This window comes from Mucilaginibacter sp. GW821-FHT07H05 (genome assembly GCF_059418485.1).
Genome location: NZ_JBWKPY010000002.1, coordinates 65,316 through 88,727, shown reverse-complemented (window position 1 = coordinate 88,727; position 23,412 = coordinate 65,316). Strand labels below are relative to the sequence as shown.

Here is a 23,412-nt window from a genome sequence, read left to right as displayed (position 1 = left end):
AATCAGGCTGAATGAACGGATTAACGATTGCGATTGACCAACACGCTATTTTTATTGACGAAGTGCCCTTAAGCTAACCGATTGAAATTTGGCAGTTGGTCATTAAAATTTGGCAGTTGGTGTATTTATCAGCCCTTTAACCAAAAACCGGCGGTATATTTAGCTGATGAAGCGTAAGTATATTATCCTTTTACATATTGCTGTTTGGGCATTGCTCATCTTAAACCATGCTGTACCGCTTTTTATTCATAACACTTTCCATTCTTTTAAAGATCAGCCCAAAAGCACAGGCCTGTTCTTTAAATATCTTTTTACCGAAATAGGCTTTAGCAGTATAACCGCACTTTGCTTTTACAGTAATTATTTGCTGGTTGCGCCCCAGCTATTTGTTAAAAAGAAATACTTTAAGGCCGCGCTTTATGTGGCGCTGATACTGGTTGCCATAATTTGCTGGCGCTACTTGGTGGAGTTTTGGTTTTTTAAACCGGTATTAGGTTTTGATAATTATATGGGGCACGCGGTAAGCGCGCGGTTTTATATCAACAATGTTTTTTACTACTATTTCCCGGCATATTTTATTTACGGTATCATTTATTTTTTTGCCGAAAACTGGTACCGCACCAAACAACGCGAACAGGAACTGCAAAAGGAACAGGCTGCGGCCGAACTGATCTTCCTTCGGTCGCAGGTTAACCCACACTTTTTGTTTAACAGTATTAACGATATTTATTCGCTTACCTACCAGCAATCTGCACAGGCACCGGTGGCCTTGTTAAAACTATCCGAGATATTGCGCTATATGCTGCGCGAAGGCAAGGACGATTTTATGCTGCTGCAAAGCGAAATAAAGTATTTGGAGAATGTGATAGAATTGCAACGTATCAGCGCCAAAGGGAATGCTTATATTGATTTTACTGTGGAGGGCTATGTCGGCAATCAAAAAATAGCCACCCTGCTGTTTATCGCTTTTATTGAAAATGCTTTTAAGCATGGCATACTGGCCGATCCGGAAAACCCGGTAAAAATAACCTTGCTGGCTACTAACGATAAAGTGCAGCTGGAGGTCAGGAATAAAAAGAACGACGACCAAAAAGATAAAACAGGCGGCATTGGTTTGCAAAATGTGCGCCGCAGGCTATTGCTGATCTATCCGGATAAACATAGCTTAGTAATTAATGACGATGCCGGGTATTATACCGTTAATTTAGAATTACAATTAACATGAAGCAGCTCCGTTGCCTGATTATTGACGATAAACCCCTGGCTATTGATATATTGGCCGATTATGCCGGCAAGGTGCCGTTTTTGCAGTTGATAGGTACAACTACCAACCCCATTGAAGGGCTGCACCTGCTGCGCGAACAAAACATTGACCTGGTTTTCCTGGATATCCAAATGCCAGAGCTTACAGGTTTGCAGTTTATCAAAATAGCCGGTAAGCAATGCAAAATTATCCTTACCACCGCTTATGCCGAATATGCTTTGGACGGATACGAGCACGATGTGGTAGATTACCTGCTAAAACCCATCGCTTTCGACCGCTTTTACCGCGCTGCTGAAAAAGCTTTGCAAGCCATAGCCCCGGCTGATAAAACCGCGCCCCAACTATCACAATCAGAAGCCGCGCCCGAATACCTCTTTGTAAAAACCGAGTACCGCATCCAAAAGGTTGATCTGAAGGATATTCTGTACATAGAAGGCTTGCAAAACTACATGGCTATTGTTACTACCGTTGGCCGCATACTCAGCCTGCAAACGTTGAAAAAGTTAGAAGAACAGTTACCCCAAAAAGAATTTGTGCGTGTGCATAAATCATTTATTGTATCGCTGCGGCATATCAACGCTATTGAGCGTGGCCGTATCAGTATTGCCGATCAGGTTATCCCTGTTGGAGATAATTACCGGGAAGGTTTTTATAAATTGGTTGATAAGGGGTAGTTACTTTCATTTTTCGTATATTAGTTATCATGAATACCCATTCGGCATACCTCGCACGGCATTAGATGTTTTCAATACGCTTCCTGAAGGCACATTGTGTGAAGTTATAGATAATGCTTTATATTTTCCTCCTGCACGTACCACTACTCATCAACGTGTATTAGGTGATATTCTCGTTGAAATATACGAAGTAGCTTGTCAGTTAGGAGATATTCTAATGGCCCCTTGCGATGTTTACCTGGATGGCGGGCAAGCGATTGTTCAGCCCGATATATTTTTCATTAAAGCAGATAGATGCCATATTGTTGAAAAACGAGGAATAATGGGCCGGCCTGACCTTATTATCGAAATACTATTGTCCAATGAAAGTTTTGATAAAGAAATGAAGTTTAACCTTTATCAGCGCAACAGCATCCCCGAGTACTTTATCATTGAGCCAGAAACAAAAAGTGTTTTGCATTACCTGCTTGTTAATAGTGTTTATCAACTTCAGGAAAGCAAGCCTGCCGGTCAATTATACATCAAACAACTCGATTTGCGGGTTAACTTTTAATTCTACTCCACACATTTATCCTTACGGCGGGTGTCTACAATATAAATGATCTTCCAGCCCTGCACTGTTTTCATTAACTGGAACACATCAACCCCGCAATGACTAAAGGTTTGGCCTACGTAGAATTTATAAGGCGCCCATACCATGGCTAAATCGGCATCAATACGCAGGTCGTTAAAGGTGATGCGCTCATCGTAAATTTCTTTATGTGGTTTAGCAACGCTGGCCATAAAATCACTCATTTTTTCGGTAACCAGGGCCGTTGTACCGTCCTTTTTATTGGCGATGCTTTGCAAAACAACATCCTTAGCTATGGTCGCCCGCATCAGCGTTGTATCCGCATTACGCATCCCATCAAAAAATGTGGTTATTGTTTTTTTGATATTAGCTTCATCGGTTTGGCAAAAAGCCGTTACGGCGAACAAGCATAACAAGCTGGTAATAATGGTGGTTTTTTTCATGAGCTAAATTTTAAATAAAGTTAAAAAAATATGTTCATTTCGAATTGTCAAACCCCGACGAGCATTTAAAAGATAATACCGATGTTAAATTTCAGGGTTATCAAAACCCGGCTACACTTTGACGGCTGGCATAACGTAATTCCAGCCCTCTTTCCGCCGCAGGCGGAAAGAGGGGAAACATGATTAAAATACATCATGGGTAGTGCGCAAGCCTGCCCACCATGGTTCCACTATGCTCGCCATGGCATGCCTGCCGCGCGTGGAAGATCTCTCCTTGTACCTCGTTCGAAATGAACATAGGGAATTAATAGCCTAATCACTATCTTTATCATTCGCAGAAACTTAAACATGAAAAAACTAATACTTACCGCTACCGCTATTTGCACGGCTGCTACATTAACTTTCGGGCAGGCCAAACTGGTTGAAAAGATCACTAAAAAAGGCACCGAACTGGTTATCCCTTACGAAAAGTATGTATTGCCTAACGGCCTGACCGTTATCCTGCACGAGGACCACTCCGATCCGGTTGTGCATGTAGACGTAACTTATCACGTAGGGTCGGCCCGCGAGCAGGTGGGAAAATCAGGCTTCGCGCACTTTTTTGAGCATATGATGTTCGAAGGCTCGGACAATGCGCATAAAGGCATTCATGATAAGATCACTATCGGCAATGGTGGCACCAACAACGGATCGACCAATAACGACCGTACCAATTATTATGAGACCGAACCCAAGAACGTACTTGAACAGGCGCTATGGCTGGAAGCCGACCGTATGGGCTTTTTACTTGGCCAGGTAACACAGGATCGCTTTGAGGTACAGCGTGCTACCGTAAAGAACGAGCGCGGACAAAACTACGATAACCGTCAGTACGGCTTGGTTGGTCAGTATACAAACAAAAACTTATACCCTTACGGTCACCCTTACTCGTGGTTAACCATAGGCTATATTGAAGACCTGAACCGCAGCAATGTGAACGACCTGAAGAACTTTTTTATGCGTTGGTATAGCCCTAATAACGCCACCCTGACAATTGGCGGTGATATCAATCCGCTTACCACTATGAAAATGGTAGAGAAATATTTCGGTGCGATACCGCGCGGGCCGGAAGTTAAACCTGTGGTGGTAGAACCGGTGCATCTTACCGGCGACCGTTATGTATCGTACACAGATAACTATGCCCGTTTACCATTACTATCTATCACTTATCCAACTGTAAAAAACTATGATAAGGATATGGTGGCGCTGGATTGCCTTGCCGAAATATTGGGCCAGGGTAAAAACTCGGTACTGTACCAAACCATGGTTAAAAAGCAGCTGGCTTTACAGGCCAGCGCCTTTGGCGATCAGGCCGAACTGGCGGGCGTAATGACCTTCCGTTTTGTGCCGGTTCCGGGTAAAACCCTGGCCGATATGGAAAACATGTACCGCGCCGCGCTGGATACTTTTGAGCGCCGTGGTGTTACCGACGAGGATATTGCAAAGTTTAAAGGCAGCATACAATCTAATTTTGTAAACGGCCTGCAAAGTGTATCGGGCAAGGTGTCGCAACTGGCCGAGTTTCAAACCTTTACCGGTAACCCAAACAAAACTGCCGAACTGCTTAAAATGTACACTGCCGTTACCAGGGCCGATGTAATGCGGGTTTACAACACCTATATCAAAAATAAAAGCGCGGTAATTGTTAGCGTACTCACCAAAACGGGTAATATTAGTCCGGCTAAAGCCGATAATTATACTGTGGATACTACCCACTATACAGCGCCAAATTACGGTTACGATAAACTGAAATACGTTAAGGCTAAGGATAACTTTAACCGTGCCACAACGCCACCGCTTGGCCCGGTACCGGTGGTTAAAACGCCTGTATTCTGGCGTAAAGAGGTAGCCGGCGCGCAAATTATCGGTGTGCCAAATACCGAGATCCCGCTGATCACCTTCACATTAACCATGCCGGGCGGCCACTTGTCAGATGCCCGGGATATGTCTAAAGACGGACTTGCATCATTCTTTGCCAGTATGATGAACGAGGACACCAAAAACTACACCGCCGAGAAATTCGCTATCGAACTGCAAAAACTGGGCAGCCGTGTTAGCGTGGGCAGTAGTATAGATGGTATTACCTTTTCAGTGCAATCGCTGAAAAGCAATTTCGGTAAAACCATGGCCTTGTTACAGGAGCGCGTTTTTAATCCTAAATTCACCCAGCAGGCTTTCGATCTGAATAAGAAACAAAGGCTGGAATCGTTCAAATCACAAAAAGCAGCACCAGCATCTATTGCCCCGGTTGTGTACGATAAAATCAACTATGGGGCTAATAATGTATTGGGTATATCGGCCGGCGGTACCGAGAAAACGGTTGCTAACATTACCCTGCCCGATGTAGAGACCTATTACAGTAACTACATTACATCAAACGGTGCTAAAGTGGTTATAGTTGGCGATATTACCGAGGCTGAGGCTACCGCTCAGCTGGCTTTCCTGAACAAGCTGCCTAACAAAAAGATCGAATTACAAAACCCCGCGCCGGCGCTGGCAGTAAACAAAACCAAAATTTATTTAGTAGATGTGCCTAAGGCCGCACAAACCCAATTTTATGTTGGTTATGGTACTAACTTAAAATACAGCCCGGTTGGCGATTCGTACCTCACCTATTTAACTAACTATCCATTAGGCGGCGATTTTACCAGTCGTTTGAATACCTATCTGCGCGAAACCAAGGGCTGGACATATGGCGCCAGCAGCCGTTTTACAAACGATAAATATGCGGGCGAATTCACCTTTAGTTCTGGCATACGCGCACCATCTACAGACAGCGCCTTAGTTGCTTTGATTGATGGTATTAACAGCTATAACCAAACTGGCCCAACCGAAGAGGAAGTAACCTTCCTGAAGAAGGCCATTGGCCAGGGGAACGCCTTGCGTTACGAGACTGGCACGCAGAAAGCAAGTTTCGCATCGCGTATATTAAACTATAACCTGCAGCCCAATTACCTGGAGCAACAAGCCGCTATTTTAAGCGCCGTTACCCCGGCACAGTTAAAATCGATAGCAAACAAATATATGCCTACCGATAAAATGAATATTTTGCTGGTTGGCGATAAGGCACGGATATTGCCCGACCTTAAAAAACACGGTTACGAAATAGTAGAACTAAACGCCGATGGCGACCCGGTAACAACATCAAACTAAGTGCTTGATTGTTTGCTGATAAGTCCCTAAGTTTGCGCCTCAATTATTGAATATGGCTAAAGCATCAGATATTAAAAACGGAAACATACTACGCTTTAACGGCGAGTTGGTGCAGGTAGAAGAATTTATACATCGCACCCCGGGCAACCTGCGCGCGTTTTACCAGGCGCGTATGCGTAACGTAAAAACCGGCAAACTGGTTGAATACCGCTTCCGTACAGACGAGGAGGTAAGCATTGCCCGTGTAGAAACCAACGATTACCAATACCTGTACGAGGATGGCAACGACCTGGTAATTATGGATAACAGCACCTTTGAGCAGCATAACGTTCCCAAGCATTTATTTGGCAACGGTTTAAAGTTTTTAAAGGAAGGCATGAATGTAATTGTAGCATTTGAAAGCGACGAGCCGATTATGGCGCAAACACCGGGATCGGCCGAGCTGGAGATCACTTATACCGAACCAGCCGTAAAAGGCGATACCAGCAGCGGCGCTATGAAAAAGGCTACCGTTGAAACCGGTGCCGAAATTAACGTGCCCCTGTTTATTAACCAGGGCGATAAGGTACGTGTAGATACCGCAACCGGCGCTTATATTGAGCGTGCTAAATAGTATATTGATATGATAGATACCAAACAGGGCCCCGAATTCCGGGGCCCTGTTTGGTTAAAAGCTTTTGGCTTTGTGCTTTTCCCTTTCAGCTGCTATCCGCTATATTAGGGGCAATGAATTGGTTAAACAAAATAATGGTGAGCCCGGCTGCTATGTATGGCTGGAGCACAGCCCTGTTTTTTGGCGTGTTTCTCCTTATTCCGTTTATAGGCTACCTAACCGGCGAGCAATTATCAGTAACACTTACGCTGTTATCGCTTAAATGTTTCCTGCTGTTGCTGCTGGTGATCAGCATCCTCACCAGTATTGTTTTTTGGGGATGGTTTAAACGCAACTGGTATATTAATTTGCTGGTTTTTGTTTGCGCGGGCCTGGTGTTAGTGAGGTTATATTATACAGGAAAGTTGTTATAGACAGTTATAGCAATTGCCCGGTATAGCCTGTAATGGGTTGACGCACTAACCTTTTTGCCCTTATCCTTTTACCTTTCGCCCCTCGTCCCAACCATTCAACGTAAAAATTCTGCCATTCGCCGAAAAAGTGATGGAAATATGGCTGCTGTATGCCATTTTTACATCATGGCACAACAACCTATTATTACAGTAAATAACCTGGTGAAAAACTACGGCGATTTTGCCGCCGTTAAAGGCATCAGCTTTGAAGTTTATGAGGGCGAGATCTTCGGTCTGCTTGGCCCCAACGGCGCCGGCAAAACCACCACGCTGGAGATTATTGAAACCCTGCGCGATAAAACATCGGGCAGCATAACGGTAGACGGTTTTGACATTGAACAGGATGCCGACAGCATTAAACAGCGCATCGGCGTGCAGCTGCAGGCGGCGGGCTATTATCCCAACCTGAATTTATCAGAACTGATCGAACTGTTTTGTGGTTTGTATGGCGTAAAAGTAGCCGCTATGGATATGCTGGAAAAGGTAGCGCTGACCGATAAGGCCAAAGCTAAATACAAAGATCTTTCGGGCGGACAAAAGCAGCGTTTTTCTATCGCTACTACGCTAATCAACAATCCGCGCATCATTTTTTTGGATGAACCTACCACGGGCCTTGATCCGCAGGCGCGCCGTAACCTTTGGGACCTGATCCGCCAGATCCGCGACAATGGTACTACGGTTGTCATCACCACTCACTATATGGACGAAGCCGAGGAACTGTGCGACCGTGTTGCCTTTGTAGATGGCGGCCATATCATCGGTATAGATACCCCCGACCATTTTATAGACGAACTGATAGCCGGCGGTTTCAAGCGCAAAAAAGAAGTAAAAGAAGCCAATCTGGAGGATGTTTTTATAGCCAAAACCGGCAAGGAATGGCGGGAGGGGTAGAAAGAGGTCCGGAAGTCCGCACAAGTCGGGAAGTCCGGAAGATATTACACATTTCTAAACAGTAAACACAATCACAAACTTCCGGACTTTCGGTCTTTCCGACTTCCGGACTATTTTCAAAGAAAATGAAACCTTATAGTAACTTCCGCGCCACAATGGCTATAGCCAGGGCCAGCTTACGTTCCATATTGCGCAGCCCTTCGGCTGTGGTGTTTACCTTAGCGTTTCCGCTGATATTTATTATGGTGTTTGCCAATATTGGTGGCGGCGGCGTGCGGGTTGATGTAGGTGTAGCCAAAACCTGCGATACGCTGAGCCCCATTTACCAGGCCCTTAAAAAGGTAAGCGTAATTAACCTCATCAAAACCCAAACTACGGCCGAGATGGATAAAAACCTGGCCAAGGGCGCTATTGATGCCGTGATAGATATCAAAAAACAAAGCGGCGGCTTTACCGTGTACCCACCATTATCGGCGCAAGCTAACGTACCTGTCAAAAGCCCCTTTGCCATGAGCATCCAGTATAGCAAGGCATCGGGCGATAAGGGCGCGATACTGAAATCGGTGTTGAACAACATCTTTTTCAATATCCAATCAGCCTATTTAAGTAAAATCTCCAGCTATTCGGGCATTAAGGCACCCAGTATTATCGATTTAAAGGAAACCACCGTAAGCGGCCGCGAATACCGGTATATCGATTTTATGCTGCCGGGGCAGTTGGGTTTCTCGCTGCTCAGTTCGGGAGTGTTCGGTACAGCTTTTGTATTCCTGGGCTTGCGGCAAACGCTGGTGATCAAACGTTTTTTTGCTACGCCGGTGAAACGTTACAGCATTATCCTTGGCGAAATGATGGCCCGCATTGTATTTGCCTTATTAGGCGCGCTGATCATTATAGGGATAGGCCATTATGCCTTCGGCTTTACGCTGATCCACGGGATAACCACAGTGCTTAATATGCTGGCACTCTCCCTCATTGGCCTCATTATATTTATGGGTTTTGGGTTCACGGTATCGGGTATTGCAAAAAACGAGAGTACGGTGCCGCCGCTGTCCAATATCATTACGCTGCCACAGTTTTTACTGTCGGGCACTTTCTTCCCAACCTCGTCGTTCCCAAGCTGGTTAAGGCCGCTAAGCGAGGCTTTGCCCTTAACCCACCTTAATAACGCCATGCGCAAAGTAGCTTTTGAAGGTGCTGGTTTGGGCGATGTAACACATCAGTTATTGATATTGCTGATATGGGGCATTGTGATATATGCTGTGGCTATTAAAACTTTTAAATGGGAGTAGCCCCCTAACCCCCTAAAGGGGGAATGGATGTGCAAATATGCTAATGTGCAGATATGCAAATGAAAAAATCGGTGTAATCAATCCCTAATCGGTGAAATCAATATAAACAAATCATTAATAAAGTTATACTTTTGGCATTGTTAACAATAACTTAACAATGCCAAAGTTTTTTTATACCCTCCTTTTAGTTGCAATTATCTCATTTACGGCCTCGGCCCAAAACAATAAAACCGGTACCTGGGGCATATTAACCGTGCTGATGCCCGGCGATAGCGCCCATCGTTGGGGCGGCTACAGCGAATTGCAGGTGCGCAGTAATGGCCCGGCGTTTAACCAGTTTCAATACTACGAGGCTAAGGCGGGTATCAGTTATGATCTGGATAGATACTTCACCGCGCTGATTGGCGGCGGCCGCTATACCACATACGATTACAACAACTTAGGCGCCGGGCCAACCACTATCGAGGCCCGCATGTGGGAACAAATGAGCGTAAGCCAGTACCTGAGCCGCATTAAACTGGAGCACCGTTACCGCATAGAACAGCGCTGGCTGAACGGCATTTACCGCAACCGTTTCCGTTACCGTTTAAATCTGTTTATCCCGTTGAATAGCAAAAAGATAGAGGCCAAAACCTGGTTTGTATCGGTTTTTGATGAGATCTTTTTGAACAATAAAGAGCCTAATTTCGAGCGTAACCGCATCTCGGCAGCGTTGGGTTACCAGTTTGATAAAAAGTGGATTGTGCAGGCCGGATGGGTAAACCAGTACAATTATATCCCCAACCAAAGTAACGATAAAAACAATATCCTGCTAATGCTGATGTACCGCATTAACCGTAAAAATAGCGCCAAACGCGAACATTTGCCAAGTACAAGCGATTGATCAGTTGCAGTCTGCTATCAATTTCAGTATTGCGCCTGTGTGTTAAATCGTTGTAACCAAAACGTAATCAGCACGATCGGTTTTGTGTAATCGGTGAAATCATATCCTATAATCGGTGGAATCATAAAAAAGAGATTGCGATTTCCTGATTTTGGTGGTATATTAGCCGCGTTTCTTATTGTACTTTATACACTCTAAAAATAGACCACAAAAAATGAGCTTAATAATTGATGTTCACGCCCGCCAGATACTCGATTCTCGCGGTAACCCTACCATTGAGGTAGAAGTTTTAACCGAAAATGGCGCGCTTGGCCGTGCTGCCGTACCATCAGGCGCATCAACCGGTGTACACGAGGCGGTTGAACTGCGTGACAACGACAAAACAAAATATATGGGTAAAGGCGTATTAAAAGCCGTTGCCAACGTAAATGATATTATTGCCCCCGCACTGAAAGGCTTTGATGTGTTTGAACAAAACTCCATCGATCAGCTGATGATTGAACTGGACGGCACTGCCAACAAAGGTAAGTTAGGTGCTAACGCGATATTAGGCGTTTCCCTGGCTGTTGCTAAAGCCGCGGCCCAGGAAAGCCGCCAGCCGCTATACCGCTACGTTGGTGGTGTAAATGCTAACACGCTGCCTATCCCCATGATGAACATTGTAAATGGCGGCTCACACTCTGATGCGCCGATCGCGTTCCAGGAGTTTATGATCATGCCGGTTGGCGCTTCGTCTTTCTCTGAAGCTTTGCGTTGGGGTACCGAAGTGTTCCACAACCTGAAAAAGATTTTGCATGATCGTGGATTATCTACTGCTGTAGGCGACGAAGGTGGTTTTGCCCCTACCTTTGAAGGTACCGAAGATGGTGTTGAAACCATTATGCAGGCCATTGAAAAAGCAGGTTATAAACCGGGTGTGGATATTTGTTTAGCGTTTGATTGCGCCGCGTCTGAATTTTACAAAGACGGCAAATACGATTATACCAAGTTTGAAGGGGAAAAAGGCGCTATCCGCACCAGCGCCGAGCAGGCCGAATACCTGGCTTCGTTAACCGAAAAATACCCGGTAATCTCGATTGAAGACGGCATGGCCGAGGATGATTGGGATGGCTGGAAATTATTAACCGAGCGTATTGGCGATAAAGTACAGTTAGTAGGCGACGATTTGTTTGTGACTAACGTATTACGTTTGCAACGTGGTATTGATGAAGATACCGCCAACTCTATCCTTGTAAAAGTGAACCAGATCGGTTCGTTAACCGAAACCATTAACGCGGTTAGCCTGGCACAAACTAACGGTTATACCTCAGTAATGAGTCACCGTAGCGGCGAGACCGAAGATGCTACCATTGCCGATTTAGCTGTTGCCCTTAACTGCGGCCAGATTAAAACCGGTTCGGCCTCACGTTCGGACAGGATCGCTAAATACAACCAGTTGTTGCGTATTGAAGAGGAACTGGGCGCTAACGCTAAGTTTATCGGTAAGAACTTTAAGTATTTTAAGAAGTAATATTACTTGAGGCGAAAGCTGAAAGGTAAAAGCAGAAAGCTCTCCAGATTGGAGGGCTTTTTTTGTTTTCTACCACGTCATTGCGAGGTACGAAGCAATCCCCGGTGAGTAAGAGCATTATTAATGCCGGGGGCTGTGTATTGCAATTGCTTAATTAAAGTCATTTAATCTTCCGGACTTGCCGTCTTCCCGACTTTCGGACTATTCCCAAATAAAAACCGTATCTTTGCGCAAATAATACCCGTTAGCTTACGGTTTTGATCATTCCACGACGAGACTCTTCAGATCCGCTTATGCAATCGCGTTAGCACATAATATTTAGAAACAATACATGTCATTTCAAGATTTAAATTTAATTGAGCCTATCCTCAGGGCCCTAAAAACCGAGGGTTATACCACGCCTACGCCTATACAATCCAAATCAATCCCCATTATATTAAAGCAACGCGACCTTTTAGGCTGCGCGCAAACCGGTACCGGTAAAACTGCCGCTTTTGCTATCCCTATTATACAGTTATTGTACCAGGATAAGCAACAGCACAAAGAGCAAAAAACCATTAAAACACTGATACTAACCCCAACCCGCGAGTTGGCTATCCAGATAGATGAAAGCTTTGCCGCTTACGGCAGGCATGCAGGCTTAAAGCATTTGGTAATTTTTGGCGGGGTATCGCAAAATCCGCAGACCGACGCCTTAAAACGTGGTGTGGATATTTTGGTGGCTACTCCCGGCCGTTTGTTGGATTTGATGAACCAGGGCTTTATCCGCCTGGACCATCTGAAAATACTGGTGCTGGACGAAGCCGACCGTATGCTGGATATGGGTTTTGTGCACGATGTAAAAAAGATCATCGCCAAGGTGCCTAAACAAAGGCAAACGCTGTTCTTCTCGGCTACCATGCCGTCCGAGATTCAGCAACTGGCCGATACCATTTTATACAAGCCCGAAAAGGTAGAAGTTGCCCCGGTATCGTCAACCGCCGATACCATACAGCAGGCTTTATACTACGTAGGTAAGGAAGATAAACGCGCTTTACTGCAGCATATCTTAAAAGATAAAACCATTGCTACAGCCCTTGTTTTCACCCGTACCAAGCACGGTGCCGATAAGGTGGTGAAGGATTTAAGCCGCGCCGGTATCACTGCCGAGGCTATCCACGGTAATAAATCGCAAAACGCCAGGCAACGGGCGCTAACCAATTTTAAAGCCCGCACTACCAGGGTATTGGTTGCTACCGATATTGCCGCCCGCGGTATTGATATAGACGATTTGACTCACGTAATTAACTACGAGATCCCCAACATCCCCGAAACTTATGTACACCGTATTGGCCGTACAGGCCGTGCCGGTGCAAGCGGCATAGCGCTGTCTTTTTGCGACGAGGATGAAAAAGATTTTTTAAAGGATATCCACAAGCTGATTGCAAAAGCTATCCCGGTTGAGGCCGAACATCCTTACCCGATGAAGGAGTTAACCACGCAGGAGCGGATATTAAAGGAGTTAAAAGGCAAGCCACAGCAAGGCAACCGTTCGGGCCAGCGTAATGCTTCGGCACAAAAAAACCCGAATGCAAATAAAGCCGGCGGTAACCGTAACTGGCGCCGTGGGCCAAGGTAAGGTTAAACCTAACCTGGTCATTAAAATTAACAGCATATTAAAGCCGGCCCAACAGCCGGCTTTTGTTTTTAGGCAATACTTTATTGCGGTGTTAAATGTATGTTATCTGTTTGTTAAGTGGCTTTACGTTATGTTTAAATTAAGGATATTTAGCCGTAATACCCGGTTATTGGGTATTTGTTAATAAATATTTAAAATATCAAACACAAGGTATTATTACATTTAAACAAGCAGATATGAAAATTTTATACGCTATACAAGGTACCGGCAACGGGCACCTGAGCCGGTCTATGGATATTGTGCCCATTTTACAGCAGATGGGCCAGGTTGATGTACTGGTTAGCGGCAACCAGGGCGATCTGTCGTTGCCCTTTCCGGTTAAATACAAGTTTAACGGCCTGGGGTTTATTTTTGGGAAAAAAGGCGGGGTAGATCTATGGAAAAGCCTGTATAAAGCTAAGTTGCGTCTTTTTATAAAAGAAATTAACAAACTCCCTGTAGAGGATTACGATTTGGTGATCAATGATTTTGAGCCGGTATCGGCCTGGGCCTGTAAGCTTAAAAACAAGTTTTGTATCGGGTTAAGCCACCAGGCAGCAGTGGTAGCAGAACATGCCCCAAAACCACAAGATGTGGATATGATGGGGAATTTTATTCTCAATCATTATGCCCCTGTGAGTGTGCAATACGGGTTTCATTTCGCCCAGTTTGATAAAAAAACTTTTACACCCGTTATTCGTAAACAAGTAAGGGAGCAAGTGGTTACTAATGCAGGGCATTACACGGTTTACCTACCCGCGTACGATGACCGCAGGCTGATTAAGTGTTTATCCGAAATTAAACACATTACCTGGGATGTTTTTTCGAAGCATAATAAAAAGGTTTTAAAGCATAAAAATGTACATATACAGCCAATAAATAACGAAAAGTTTATTAAAAGCATGGCCAGTTCGGCAGGTGTGTTATGCGGCGCCGGTTTTGAAACACCAGCCGAAGCACTGTTTATGAATAAGAAGCTATTGGTTATCCCGATGAAAAGCCAGTATGAGCAACACCTTAATGCCGCCGCTTTAAACACTATGGGCGTACCGGTTATGAAGAGTTTAAAAGAAAAACATCATCACATACTGTTAAATTGGCTCGAAAATGGCAAGATTGTTAAGGTAGACTATCCCGACGTTACAAAAGAGATACTGCATACCATAGTTGAAAAATATAAAGGCGAACAAAAATTATAGGCTTGTTTTAATTGATAAACCGCATTTACAAGTAATGAATACATAATAGGATTAGCAAGACGATTTTTTAAGCCCTGGCAAATATTTATTATTAAAATTAAATTAAGACGGAAGAGTGGAGCATTTTTACTATTTTAACATGTTTTAGCGAAGGTTGGAATGTTTAAAAAAGTGATGCCGGTAAATTGTAATTATTTAGGATGAAAAAGCTTTTACTGATTGTTGATGATGACTTAAGTATTTTAAAATTGCTTAATTTTATACTGTCGAAAGATTACGATATTGTAGTTAAAACCAATGGCTTTGACGCGCTTGACTGGCTGGAAGATGGTAACATGCCCGAACTGATTATATCCGATTTGGCTATGCCTACGTTTGATGGGCAGGCTTTTGTAAAAAATGTTAAAATAAGCGGTTTTTATAAAGATATCCCCGTTGTATTACTATCAGCGGCGCACGATCTGGACGACCAGGTTACAACCATGCCATTTAAGGTTGATGCCTATCTGCATAAACCGTTTAACCCCACTATGTTAAAATCCGAAATCAGCAAAATTCTGCAAGTTTATGACACACATAACAACTGACTGGAACGAAAGTGCAGGATTGAGAGTTAAACTGGCTTATGCCGGGACCGAACTGCGCGACATGATTTTTGCCGAACTGCCGGCGCATTACCAAATTTTTGCCAGTCCGGATACCCAAAAGCTGGATGAATATCTGGCCGAGCAATCGATATTGAGTATGCCCGATATTATTGTAGTGGAGGTTGACGACGCGGGCGAAACGTTAAAGCTTGTTGAGCGGATAAAGAAGAACAGCCTGTTTAAACAAATGCTGATTGTACTGGTATCGGGCAAACCCGACCTGGAATTAAGGCAGAAGGCTATTAAACTAAGGGTGAACGATCTGTATGCCATGCCGATTAACCTGATGCATCTGCGCGAACGGATAAATTTCCTGGTAAACTTTAAACTGATTAAACCAACCCTGTCCGAGCTTTCTAAAAAAGTAGATACCACTTATACACTGCCAACAGGCAAGCGCGCTATGGATATCTTCTTTTCGGGCATGGCGCTGTTACTGCTGTCGCCTTTGTTTATCATTGTGGCCATCGCTATTAAATTAGACTCGAAAGGCGCTATTATCTATAAAAGCAAACGCGTAGGTACAGGCTATAAGGTATTTGATTTTTATAAATTTCGCTCTATGCGCAGCGATGCCGATCAGCTGCTGGCCAAACTATCTGTAGAGAATAACCAATATGCAGCCGAAGAAACCGGCGGGCAATCGGCATCGTTTGTTAAAATAAAGAACGATCCGCGTATCACCAAGCTGGGCGCATTTTTGCGCAGCAGCAGTATTGATGAATTACCGCAATTCTTTAATATTTTAAAAGGCGATATGTCGATAGTAGGTAACCGCCCCTTACCTGTTTACGAAGCTGAAATGCTGACATCGAACGAATGGGCCATGCGCTTTTTAGGGCCTGCCGGCTTAACCGGTTTATGGCAGGTAACCAAACGCGGCAAGGACGATATGAGCGAAAGGGAAAGAAAAAAGCTGGATAATTTTTATGCTCAGAATTACTCCATATTACTTGATCTGAAGATCATATTCAGTACTATCCCCGCCTTGTTTCAAAAAGAAAAAGTATAACGATGTCCAAAAAGCTACTATTATTACCGGTTTTATTTATTTGTGTTTTTGCCGGCCGGCTTCGTGCCCAGGAAAGTTTTGTACCGGATATTTCCTACCCCTACCTGCAAAAACTGATAGATACGGCTAAAAAATACTATGTGCCGGTTAGGATGAAGGCCGCTCAAACCAATATAGCCCTTACTGCTTATCACCAGGCACAAACTTCGTGGTTTGATGTAATTACTCCGTATTATGTATACAATCCCCAAAGATCAATATATTTGCTCAATGGGTACCAGGTATCACTTAGCTTAAATTTAGGCACGTTAATTGCAAAACCTTTTATAATACATAATGCCCGCCAGGCGGTAAAGATTGCCCAGTTAGACGAGTCGATGCTTAATAATACCATTGAAGCAATGGTAAAACGATTATATTTTGCTTACATTGAAGCTAAAGCCAATTTACGCGTATTAACAAAAGCCGTATTAGACGCGCAAAGTAACGCCGAACAGTTAAAGTATAAATACGAAAAAGTTGAGATCACACTTGCCGAATATAGCAATGCGCAAGCTTTGGTATACTCGCAAAACAGTAATAAGTTAATGGGCGAGCTTAGTTTTTTTAATGCGAAAGTGGGATTGGAAGAAGTTGTAGGCAAACGCCTTGAAGATATTAAATAATGGAAATAAAAGAGTTTTTTAAACTTTTACTAAAATACAAATACATACTTATTGTTATTCCGCTGGTAACAGTAACGATATCCTTTTTTTTGGTACGGCACCTGCCCGATGTGTATGAATCAGACGGCCAGATAGCAACCGGCCTGGTTGACCAAAACCGGCAAATACTTGACCCTTTCGGTATTAATCTTCAGGAAAACAAAATATACGGACAGTTTAGTAATCTGATAGAGATGATGAAACTGAAAAAGATGATGGATATGGTTTCCTACAAACTCATTATTCATGATCTGGACGGTAAAGACATCCCTTTTAAGCCGATGCCTAAAGATTATTTACAGATGACTGCCGCCGATAAAACCGCGGCTATTGCCAAATATACCTATAAATTACAGCATCTGGAACCACTGTCGCTTTATGATAAATATGAAAAATGGTTAAATGACCTCATCATTGAAAAAGGGTATGATGAAAACACTCTAAGAAAAGCTATAGTCATATACAGGGATGACAATAGTGATTTTATAACCATAATGGCAACATCCGAAAATCCGCAGCTGTCGGCTTTAATGATCAATTCTTTATGCCAGGGTTTTATTTCCTATTACAGTTATGTTGTAAAAGAGAACCAGGCTACTGCGGTTAACTACTTATTTAAGCTTTTGCAGGAGAAACGGCAGGTATTGAGTGATAAATTAGATAGTCTTCAGAAATACAGGATCAAAAACGGAATATTAAATTTAGATGATCAGTCAAAAACCGTTTCAAACCAGATCTATGCCAATAACGAGAAGCTTTTGCAGGCCCAAAAGGAGGTAGAATCGTACAGCGGGACTATTGCCAATATTGAAAAAAAATTCCAGCCGGGCGAACGAAAATATCTGGAAGCGCAGATTATGCCATCAAACGTTGAAGTAACGGGTATTTATGATAAAATGCATGCGTTAACAGATCAATATGTGCGCAGCGGCTTCGATCCAAAGCTTAAAGTATCTATAGATTCGTTGCAGCAGCAGTTGGTATCCCAAATGAATCAAACCTCTGATAAGTATATCAGTAATCCGATGATCGGGAAAGATGAACTGGTGCGGCAAAGGAATGTTTTGCAAGTATCGTCAGATCTGGCTAAATACAGCATCAAAACCATACAAAACGAGCTGCAAAAACTAAATGCCCGTTATAATGCGCTGGTACCCCTCGATGCTAAATTAAAGGCCTACAACTTTGATATCGACAATGCCACCAAGGAATACCAGGACGTACTGGCCAAATACAATTATACTAACCTGCAAAACAATTCGGCCTCGAAACTCATGCAGGTAGAATATGCCTCGCCCGAGCGGGCCAAGCCATCAAAAAAGATGCTGCTGGTGATATTGAGCGGGTTGGTTAGCGGCGTTTTTTGTGTAATGGTGCTATTTGTGGTGTTTTTTCTGGATGATAGCGTTAAAAGCCCAACTCAACTATCTAATACTACCCATTTACCGGTACTGGGTTATTTAAACCATATCAGCGGATCGAGCATCGACCTGCGTAAGTTATGGGATGTGGAGCACCGCGATAAAATGCAGCAATTTAAGGATCTGCTGCGTTCTATCCGGTTTGAGATCGATCAGGAACTGGATGGCGATAAGGTGCTGGGCATTACCAGCATGCGTGGCGGCGAAGGTAAAACCCTGCTGGCCATCAGCCTGGCCTATTCTTATTCCATGATCAATAAAAAGGTGTTGCTGATTGATGGGAACTTTGATAACCCTACCATCAGTAAAACGGTAAACCCCAAATTGTATATCGAGGAAGTTTTTAAAAACACACCCGGCAAGCACACACCCTTAAGTAATACTAACAGCGTTATTGGCAACTATGGCGGTGATATCACCTTGCTGGAGATAGCCGATGAACAATTTGTGCGCGATAGGCTGAACGAATTAAAAAGCATGTACGATGTGATACTGATTGAGATACCAGCGCTCGAAAACATGAATAAGGCTAAAGAATGGTTGCTGTTTACTAACAAGTTTATTTCTGTTTTTGAAGCCGGACAAAGCATCGGCGCCAGCAAAAAACAATTGGTTAAGTATCTGAAGGCAATGGATCTGAAGTTTGCAGGCTGGGTGCTTAACAGGGCGGTATACAATACTAAAAAGAAAGAAAAACGGTAATACCTGGTTAAGGCTGCCGTTATTATAAAAGCTTATACAATTTCATGTGATATGAAAGAAGAACCGGAAGTTGTAGCCGAAGATCGTTTTAAACATCTCACCAAATTTCAAAACACTACACGCATTGTAGCTTTGATATTTGCATTTGCAGGTGTGTTTTTTTGGTTTGTTAAAATATTGTTTTTATAGGACCGGCAATGTATGAGATCGATCTGACCAGGAACGCCAATAAACAGACCCTTTGGCAAAAGATAGTTGCCAGCAAACTGTCGACCCCTTTAATATGGCTATTTTTTTTATCGGTGGCGGTATTGATCAGCTATGTAGTATACCGTTATGGCATGTTTGGCGGCGCTGGTATACTGGCCGTTGTTGTGGGGATACCGGTGCTGTATGGTATTATTGCCTATCCCAAATTTGGCATATTATCGTTGTTTATCTGGTCGTATCTGGTAAATTTTGCGGGTAAATTTGCCAGCGACGCGCCTGTCGGCACCACCATGGACGCCCTGGAGTACTTGCTGATCATCAGCTTTTTCCTGAAACAGAAATATAACCGCAACTGGAAAATTTTTGCCGACCCGGTTAGTTACCTGGTATTGGGCTGGATAGCTTATAACTTTATAGAAGTGATTAACCCGGCCGCGGTATCCGTACTGGCCTGGGTTTATACGGTGCGCACGGTAGCGGTAGTTGTGATTATGTATTTTATTTTCGTTTACCAGATAAACGACCTGAAATTTGTAAAGCTGCTGATAAAAGTATGGCTGGGCTTATCGGTACTGGCTGCTATATATGGTTACGCGCAGGAGATAAACGGCTACTTCCCTTATGAATGGGCCGTATTACGTAAAAGTCCGCTTACCATGTGGCTCAACTTCCAGGCGGGGCACTGGCGCAAGTTCTCTATATTTTCAGATCCGGTAGTGTATGCCTATAATATGAGCATTGGTACCGTAATGTGTATAGGCTTACTTTTTGGGCCTTACAGCACTGTTAAAAAAACAATGCTGGTTTTTATGATCCTGCTTTTTATGTACGCCATGCTGTTTTCGGGTACAAGGGCCGCTTATGTACTGGTGCCGGCTTGTTTAATGATGCTGGTAGTGCTGTATTTCAATAAAAAAGTATTGATAGTGAGTTTGTTTGGCGCTGTAGTATTTGCCGTTCTGATATTTATGCCCACATCAAACGGCCTGATCAAGCGTTTTCAAAGCGCGTTTAAGCCCAGTAACGATGCCTCATTTAATGTGCGCGCCAAAAATCAGGCTTTTATAAAACCGTATATCCAAACGCACCCCATTGGCGGGGGCCTGGGTTCGGTAGGTATATGGGGGCAGCGGTTTGCGCCCAACGCGCCTTTATCCAAGTTTCCGCCCGATAGTACCTATGTACGTGTAGCGGTTGAACTGGGATGGATTGGCCTGTTGCTGTTTTGCTCCTTAATATTTGCCGCCTTAAAAATGGGCATCAATAACTTTTTCCTCATTCGCGATCCGCAACTGCGTAATTTGTGTTTAACTATGGTGCTGGTATTGTTTGCGTTTAATATTGGCAGTTATCCGCAACAATCTATTGTGCAGTTCCCCTCAAACATTATGTTTTATTTATCCATAGCTTTAATAAATGTTTTAAAAAGATTGGATACCGAAAAGTATTTATCATTAAATTCAGCAAATAATATTCCTTTAAAAACCGTTTAATGATCCTGAAAAAACTCCGTAATAACCACTTTTTATCGTTTGCCGGCAATGTGGTTGTAGCAGCTATGGGGATTTTGGTTACCTTTTTGCTTTACCATTACCTGGGCAGTAAGGACGAAGTAGGGTACTGGATCTTTTTTATACAAAACTTAACCCTGGCCGATGTATTCCGCACGGGCTTCCTGCAAAACTCGCTGATTAAATTTTATGCCGGGTCGGGGCCCGAACGTTCAAAAAATATTGCCGGCTCGGCCTGGTACATCGGTATCTGTATTACCCTGCTGGCCTGTATCATTAACCTGGTACTTTACCTTATTTTCCACAATAGCGATAACCAGAGTATGCAAACCATTATTAACTGGTTTGGCATCACCTTTATAGCCACACTGCCGTTTAGCGTGGCCTTATGGATATTACAGGCCGAAGGGCGCTTTGGTATCATATTATACCTGCGTGTATTTAACCAGGGTTTAATGTTTGTTTTTGTGATCCTGCTCATCGTTTTCCACCATTTAACAGTTAGGAACACCGTTCTGGCTAATCTAATCTCATCGGGCGCTGCCAGCATATTTACCATAGTGGCCGGTTGGGACAGGATAAAGGAGATAGGGAACAGGAGCCGCGAAGGGATTAAAGAACTGTTTCATTATGGCAAATTTAGCGTGGGCACATCATTCGCCTCTAATTTATTACGCAGCTCGGATATCTATATTATTAAAATTATGATGGGCAGGGGCGCCGACGCGGCAGTGGGTGTTTACAGTATCCCGCAAAGGCTGATGGAGATTATTGAGATACCTATACGCAGCTTTACATCAACAGCTATGCCGCTTATTTCGGCAGCCTCAAATAATGGCGATGATGCCCGCGTGGTATACCTGATGAAAAAGTTTGCCGGCATGTTAATCATTGCTTTATTGCCCATTTGTATAGGTGGTTTTATTGGCGCCGGTGTAATTATCGACATCATTGGCGGTAAAAAGTTTGCAGGATCAGAGGCAGCGCTCATCTTCAGGATCTTTATGACTTTTGCCATGCTGCTGCCCGTGGACCGGTTTATGGGCATTACCCTGGATATGATCAATAAGCCGCGTGTAAATATGATAAAGGTATATATTATGCTTGCTGTAAATGTTGCGGGCGATATTGCGGGTTTATTAATATTTCATAGCATATACGGCGTAGCGCTTGCATCTATTTTAACATTTACAGTAGGTACTGTTTTTGGATACTGGAGTTTAAAAAAATATCTGAAATTTACCATGAGGGATATCTTTACCCTGGGTTATGCCGAATTAAAAGGCATAGCAGTTAAAGCCCTGCGTAAAGCAAAATAAGTTAGCAAGACCAATATCTTAATTGTAGATTTAAACGTATAAAAGATCAAGGGACTGATATGATGGAGATATTATTAAGCATAGCGGATATTGTTTTTTTATTGCTTTTTATTTACCTGGGCATATATTGCCTTTACTTATTTGTTTTTTCCTTGGCGGGCCGCCTGATCCGGGTGCCCGAGCCGCCGGTGACCGGCCGGCTATTAAAGTTTGTAATTTATATACCGGCTTATAAAGAAGATGCCATTATTTTAAACACCGCAGCCCAGGCGCTAAAAATAGATTATCCCAAAGACAGCTATCACGTATGCGTAATTGCCGATAAACTACAGCCCGAAACCGTAGCGCTATTAAAACAGATGCCGCTGCAGGTGGTAGAAGTTTTTTTTGAAAGCAGCACCAAATCAAAAGCCCTGCATAAGGCCATTGAAAATACCGAAGAAGGTTTTGACGCGGCGGTAGTGTACGATATTGATAATATAGCCGCGCCCGATTTTCTACATCACATTAACCGCTACCTGGTAGCCGGCAACAAAGTGGTGCAAGGGCACAGGGTAGCATTAAACAGCGAAACTTCCATAGCTATGCTGGATGCCATTAGCGAAGAGATCAATAATCATATTTTCCGTAAGGCACAACGCGTTTTTAACCTCAGTGCGGCTATCATTGGTTCGGGGATGGCATTGGATTACCAGCTTTTTAAAGCGGTTATGCTGCGTATAGATGCCGTTGGCGGCTTTGATAAGGAAATGGGCCTACTGCTTACCGGCGATAAAATAAGCGTAGCCTACGCCGAAGAAGCCCTGATGTATGATGAAAAGGTAAGCAAGCCCGATAATTTTAAAAATCAGCGTAAGCGCTGGCTTTCCGCGCAGTTTAGCCTGTTTGGCCGCTATTGGAAAACCGGGCTGTCTGAATTATTTAAACACGGTAACCGTGATCATTTTAACGAGATATATCAGCTATCCATTTTGCCCCGGGTGTTAATGCTGGGCATTATGCCCATGATGCTGGCTTTGTCTTTTCTGGGCGCCGGTCCTTCATGGCACTGGTGGCTGGGCGCTACGGCTTTGTGTTATTTGGCCATTATTATTGCTATACCCCCCGCGTTTTTTAATAAAAAATTATTGAACGCCGTATTAAGGCTGCCTTTTATATTTTTTACCATGTTTGCCTTGTTGTTTAAACTAAAAGGCGCTAATAAAAAGTTTATCCATACCGCGCACGAGGCTCCCAAATAGCCTATAG

At 43.6% G+C, this 23,412-nt stretch carries 21 protein-coding genes; 20 read left to right on the top strand and 1 reads right to left on the bottom strand.

Features of this window, described 5'->3' with window-relative positions:
* Positions 1–166 precede the first annotated feature (166 nt).
* From AC07M6_RS04420 to AC07M6_RS04410, 3 genes are read left to right on the top strand one after another with little or no spacing between them, the layout of a single operon-like run.
* Positions 167–1,225, top strand: coding sequence for a sensor histidine kinase (locus AC07M6_RS04420; RefSeq protein ID WP_494887712.1), 1,059 nt, complete (start codon positions 167–169; stop codon positions 1,223–1,225).
* Complete coding sequence (locus AC07M6_RS04415) at positions 1,222–1,938, top strand: LytR/AlgR family response regulator transcription factor (RefSeq protein ID WP_494887711.1); 717 nt, start codon at positions 1,222–1,224, stop codon at positions 1,936–1,938. Before AC07M6_RS04420 ends, AC07M6_RS04415 begins: the two co-directional genes overlap by 4 nt.
* A complete protein-coding gene (locus AC07M6_RS04410) occupies positions 1,889–2,491 on the top strand; it encodes a Uma2 family endonuclease (RefSeq protein WP_494887710.1) in 603 nt (200 codons plus the stop codon). The genes AC07M6_RS04415 and AC07M6_RS04410 overlap by 50 nt, the downstream gene beginning before the upstream one ends.
* A 2-nt stretch (positions 2,492–2,493) precedes the next feature.
* On the opposite strand, the gene AC07M6_RS04405 is transcribed toward AC07M6_RS04410, so the two are convergent.
* Entirely contained in the window at positions 2,494–2,952 is a 459-nt protein-coding gene (locus tag AC07M6_RS04405) for a nuclear transport factor 2 family protein (RefSeq protein WP_494887709.1), read from the bottom strand.
* 348 nt (positions 2,953–3,300) lie between these two features.
* On the opposite strand from AC07M6_RS04405, the gene AC07M6_RS04400 reads away from it, so the two are divergent.
* The 17 genes from AC07M6_RS04400 to AC07M6_RS04320 all read left to right on the top strand — a co-directional run bounded on the left by AC07M6_RS04400 (position 3,301) and on the right by AC07M6_RS04320 (position 23,405).
* Entirely contained in the window at positions 3,301–6,144 is a 2,844-nt protein-coding gene (locus AC07M6_RS04400) for a M16 family metallopeptidase (protein WP_494887708.1), read from the top strand.
* Positions 6,145–6,196: 52 nt separating this feature from the next.
* Positions 6,197–6,757 (top strand): elongation factor P, encoded by a 561-nt coding sequence (gene efp / locus AC07M6_RS04395; protein ID WP_494887707.1) that lies wholly within the window; start codon positions 6,197–6,199, stop codon positions 6,755–6,757.
* Positions 6,758–6,870: 113 nt separating this feature from the next.
* Positions 6,871–7,170 (top strand): hypothetical protein, encoded by a 300-nt coding sequence (locus AC07M6_RS04390; RefSeq protein WP_494887706.1) that lies wholly within the window; start codon positions 6,871–6,873, stop codon positions 7,168–7,170.
* Positions 7,171–7,335: 165 nt separating this feature from the next.
* Complete coding sequence (locus tag AC07M6_RS04385) at positions 7,336–8,100, top strand: ABC transporter ATP-binding protein (RefSeq protein WP_494887705.1); 765 nt, start codon at positions 7,336–7,338, stop codon at positions 8,098–8,100.
* A gap of 125 nt (positions 8,101–8,225) precedes the next feature.
* Positions 8,226–9,389 (top strand): ABC transporter permease, encoded by a 1,164-nt coding sequence (locus tag AC07M6_RS04380; RefSeq protein ID WP_494887704.1) that lies wholly within the window; start codon positions 8,226–8,228, stop codon positions 9,387–9,389.
* Between the two features lie 157 nt (positions 9,390–9,546).
* Positions 9,547–10,272 (top strand): DUF2490 domain-containing protein, encoded by a 726-nt coding sequence (locus AC07M6_RS04375; protein WP_494887703.1) that lies wholly within the window; start codon positions 9,547–9,549, stop codon positions 10,270–10,272.
* Positions 10,273–10,486: 214 nt separating this feature from the next.
* A complete protein-coding gene (gene eno, locus AC07M6_RS04370; protein ID WP_494887702.1) occupies positions 10,487–11,782 on the top strand; it encodes a phosphopyruvate hydratase in 1,296 nt (431 codons plus the stop codon).
* Positions 11,783–12,113: 331 nt separating this feature from the next.
* Positions 12,114–13,400 carry a DEAD/DEAH box helicase gene (locus AC07M6_RS04365; RefSeq protein WP_494887701.1) on the top strand — a complete coding sequence of 429 codons (1,287 nt, stop codon included), beginning with the start codon at positions 12,114–12,116 and terminating at the stop codon, positions 13,398–13,400.
* Positions 13,401–13,636: 236 nt separating this feature from the next.
* Complete coding sequence (locus AC07M6_RS04360) at positions 13,637–14,638, top strand: glycosyltransferase family protein (RefSeq protein ID WP_494887700.1); 1,002 nt, start codon at positions 13,637–13,639, stop codon at positions 14,636–14,638.
* Between the two features lie 200 nt (positions 14,639–14,838).
* Positions 14,839–15,225, top strand: coding sequence for a response regulator (locus tag AC07M6_RS04355; RefSeq protein WP_494887699.1), 387 nt, complete (start codon positions 14,839–14,841; stop codon positions 15,223–15,225).
* Complete coding sequence (locus tag AC07M6_RS04350; protein WP_494887698.1) at positions 15,206–16,297, top strand: sugar transferase; 1,092 nt, start codon at positions 15,206–15,208, stop codon at positions 16,295–16,297. The genes AC07M6_RS04355 and AC07M6_RS04350 overlap by 20 nt, the downstream gene beginning before the upstream one ends.
* A gap of 2 nt (positions 16,298–16,299) precedes the next feature.
* Positions 16,300–16,962: a TolC family protein gene (locus tag AC07M6_RS04345; RefSeq protein ID WP_494887697.1), complete on the top strand. Its 663-nt coding sequence runs from the start codon at positions 16,300–16,302 to the stop codon at positions 16,960–16,962.
* Entirely contained in the window at positions 16,962–19,124 is a 2,163-nt protein-coding gene (locus AC07M6_RS04340; protein ID WP_494887696.1) for an exopolysaccharide transport family protein, read from the top strand. Before AC07M6_RS04345 ends, AC07M6_RS04340 begins: the two co-directional genes overlap by 1 nt.
* Before the next feature lie 51 nt (positions 19,125–19,175).
* Positions 19,176–19,313, top strand: coding sequence for a hypothetical protein (locus tag AC07M6_RS04335; RefSeq protein ID WP_494887695.1), 138 nt, complete (start codon positions 19,176–19,178; stop codon positions 19,311–19,313).
* A gap of 8 nt (positions 19,314–19,321) precedes the next feature.
* The gene (locus AC07M6_RS04330; RefSeq protein WP_494887694.1) at positions 19,322–20,827 is read left to right on the top strand and encodes an O-antigen ligase family protein; all 1,506 of its coding nucleotides are present in this window, start codon (positions 19,322–19,324) and stop codon (positions 20,825–20,827) included.
* Complete coding sequence (locus AC07M6_RS04325; protein ID WP_494887693.1) at positions 20,827–22,164, top strand: lipopolysaccharide biosynthesis protein; 1,338 nt, start codon at positions 20,827–20,829, stop codon at positions 22,162–22,164. The genes AC07M6_RS04330 and AC07M6_RS04325 overlap by 1 nt, the downstream gene beginning before the upstream one ends.
* A gap of 59 nt (positions 22,165–22,223) precedes the next feature.
* The gene (locus AC07M6_RS04320; RefSeq protein ID WP_494887692.1) at positions 22,224–23,405 is read left to right on the top strand and encodes a glycosyltransferase family 2 protein; all 1,182 of its coding nucleotides are present in this window, start codon (positions 22,224–22,226) and stop codon (positions 23,403–23,405) included.
* Positions 23,406–23,412: the final 7 nt, after the last annotated feature.

What these genes read in the sequence shown, in the direction of transcription:
- AC07M6_RS04375 (WP_494887703.1), top strand. Translation starts at nt 9,547, where the DNA reads ATGCCAAAGTTTTTTTATACCCTCCTTTTAGTTGCAATTATCTCATTT.
- AC07M6_RS04325 (WP_494887693.1), top strand. Translation starts at nt 20,827, where the DNA reads ATGATCCTGAAAAAACTCCGTAATAACCACTTTTTATCGTTTGCCGGC.
- AC07M6_RS04355 (WP_494887699.1), top strand. Translation starts at nt 14,839, where the DNA reads ATGAAAAAGCTTTTACTGATTGTTGATGATGACTTAAGTATTTTAAAA.
- AC07M6_RS04340 (WP_494887696.1), top strand. Translation starts at nt 16,962, where the DNA reads ATGGAAATAAAAGAGTTTTTTAAACTTTTACTAAAATACAAATACATA.
- AC07M6_RS04365 (WP_494887701.1), top strand. Translation starts at nt 12,114, where the DNA reads ATGTCATTTCAAGATTTAAATTTAATTGAGCCTATCCTCAGGGCCCTA.
- AC07M6_RS04350 (WP_494887698.1), top strand. Translation starts at nt 15,206, where the DNA reads ATGACACACATAACAACTGACTGGAACGAAAGTGCAGGATTGAGAGTT.
- AC07M6_RS04390 (WP_494887706.1), top strand. Translation starts at nt 6,871, where the DNA reads ATGAATTGGTTAAACAAAATAATGGTGAGCCCGGCTGCTATGTATGGC.
- AC07M6_RS04385 (WP_494887705.1), top strand. Translation starts at nt 7,336, where the DNA reads ATGGCACAACAACCTATTATTACAGTAAATAACCTGGTGAAAAACTAC.
- AC07M6_RS04415 (WP_494887711.1), top strand. Translation starts at nt 1,222, where the DNA reads ATGAAGCAGCTCCGTTGCCTGATTATTGACGATAAACCCCTGGCTATT.
- AC07M6_RS04335 (WP_494887695.1), top strand. Translation starts at nt 19,176, where the DNA reads ATGAAAGAAGAACCGGAAGTTGTAGCCGAAGATCGTTTTAAACATCTC.
- eno (WP_494887702.1), top strand. Translation starts at nt 10,487, where the DNA reads ATGAGCTTAATAATTGATGTTCACGCCCGCCAGATACTCGATTCTCGC.
- AC07M6_RS04330 (WP_494887694.1), top strand. Translation starts at nt 19,322, where the DNA reads ATGTATGAGATCGATCTGACCAGGAACGCCAATAAACAGACCCTTTGG.
- AC07M6_RS04320 (WP_494887692.1), top strand. Translation starts at nt 22,224, where the DNA reads ATGATGGAGATATTATTAAGCATAGCGGATATTGTTTTTTTATTGCTT.
- AC07M6_RS04400 (WP_494887708.1), top strand. Translation starts at nt 3,301, where the DNA reads ATGAAAAAACTAATACTTACCGCTACCGCTATTTGCACGGCTGCTACA.
- efp (WP_494887707.1), top strand. Translation starts at nt 6,197, where the DNA reads ATGGCTAAAGCATCAGATATTAAAAACGGAAACATACTACGCTTTAAC.
- AC07M6_RS04420 (WP_494887712.1), top strand. Translation starts at nt 167, where the DNA reads ATGAAGCGTAAGTATATTATCCTTTTACATATTGCTGTTTGGGCATTG.
- AC07M6_RS04380 (WP_494887704.1), top strand. Translation starts at nt 8,226, where the DNA reads ATGAAACCTTATAGTAACTTCCGCGCCACAATGGCTATAGCCAGGGCC.
- AC07M6_RS04345 (WP_494887697.1), top strand. Translation starts at nt 16,300, where the DNA reads ATGTCCAAAAAGCTACTATTATTACCGGTTTTATTTATTTGTGTTTTT.
- AC07M6_RS04405 (WP_494887709.1), bottom strand. Translation starts at nt 2,952, where the DNA reads ATGAAAAAAACCACCATTATTACCAGCTTGTTATGCTTGTTCGCCGTA.
- AC07M6_RS04360 (WP_494887700.1), top strand. Translation starts at nt 13,637, where the DNA reads ATGAAAATTTTATACGCTATACAAGGTACCGGCAACGGGCACCTGAGC.